This window comes from Planococcus sp. MB-3u-03, assembly GCF_002833405.1.
In the GTDB taxonomy this organism is placed as follows: domain Bacteria; phylum Bacillota; class Bacilli; order Bacillales_A; family Planococcaceae; genus Planococcus.
The window spans coordinates 1-1,598 of sequence record NZ_CP025131.1; the positions used below are offsets into that span (position 1 = coordinate 1).

Sequence of the window (1,598 nt, forward strand, 5' to 3'; positions counted from 1 at the left end):
GTACCATTTTATAGTATTCAAAATTCCTGTATCTAATGAAAATTTGGGTTTCCAATTTAAAATCTCTGTTGCTTTCAGTGAGTTCAAAAATTGATGATCAATTTCATGTTTAGCTACATTTAATACAGTAGGAGTTATTCCCTCTTTTCCACTAATTTTGATTATTTTATTTACTAGTTCAATAACAGTAATAGGATCTTCATTACTAAAATTAAAAGCTTCTCCAAGTATACTTGGATTTCTCTCCATATTTTCTGCAAGGTTAAGATATGCCTCTACAGCATCAAGTATATACAAATAATCGCGTGTAGATTGACCATTTCCACGAATTAAAGGTATCTCTCCTTTTATAATAGACATAATACTACTAGGAACTATTCTAGTTAAATTAAGGTCCCCCTCCCCATATATATTTCCACACCTAGTGATACATACAGGAGAGTTAAATGTGTGAAAATAAGTCGACGATAACATATCAGTGGCACTTTTTGAAACATCATAAGGAAAAATACCGTTAAGATGATTTTCCTCAGAATAAGGCAATTTTAATGTAGTACCATATGCTTTATCACTTGAAGCGACTATTATTTGTTTAACCTTATCCGATCTTTTTGATGCCTCTAATACATTCCATGTGCCTCTAATATTACTTTCAAACGTTTCTATTGGATTTTCAGAGCCAACTTTAACATCTGTTTGTGCCCCAAGATGAAAGATAGTTTCAATCTCATAGGTTTCTATAACTTCTTTTAATAAAAATAAGTCTGTTAAATCACCTTTAATCATGGTCATTGATAAAGTACTACCTGACTTTACTAAAACAGAATCTTCTTTTAATTCTCTATATAAACCTACTACTTTTGCTTCTAAATGAATTAATCTCTCACATAAATGAGATCCTACAAATCCATTACTACCTGTAACCAATACATTTCTTTTTTTCCACATTTTGTCATCTCCTACTATTAGTGATCCAAGGGATTTCTCCTTGGTTCCAAATATCATTTAGTGTTTCGACATCCTTTTCTGTGTCTATACCCTTCCAAAAATCTTCATGTTTAAATACAGCTAATTCTTTTTGATTCACTAATCGATTAAGTGGGCCTTCTTCTATCGATTCGTTACTTCTAAAGTATTCAATCACTTTCTTTTCCATCACCATGTAACCACCATTTATTATTTCATCCATTTTAGGCTTTTCGTTAAATTTTATGGCTAATCCATTTTCCACTTCAATCACACCATATTGTGAAATAGGATTTATACCGGTAATTGTGGTCAATACTTTTTTTTCTTCATGATATTTTAAAAGTTCATTGAGGTTTACGTTACTAATTCCATCTCCGTAAGTAAGAAAAAAACGTTCTCCTAAGTGAGACGAAATTGTTAAAACTCTACTAGCCGTTTCAGAATCTTCACCTGTATCCAATACTTTAACATTCCACTTTTTATTTGGATTTTTCTCGAAATAATCGTAGAATAATTCCTTTTTGTATCCTGCGCATAACAGAAAATCATTAAACCCATAACGGGAAAAATGATTCATAATGTGAATAATAATTGGAACATCACCTATTTTTATTAATGGTTTAGGCGTA

Annotated in this window: 2 protein-coding genes; both read right to left on the reverse strand. The window is 31.0% G+C overall.

Going from position 1 to position 1,598, the window contains the following annotated elements; genetic code table 11:
* The coding region (locus tag CW734_RS01145; protein ID WP_101189122.1) for a GDP-mannose 4,6-dehydratase at nt 1–948 on the reverse strand (948 nt) is incomplete at its 3' end.
* A gap of 4 nt (nt 949–952) precedes the next feature.
* Nucleotides 953–1,598 (reverse strand): sugar phosphate nucleotidyltransferase (locus CW734_RS01150; protein ID WP_101189123.1); only part of this gene is annotated, 646 nt, incomplete at its 5' end.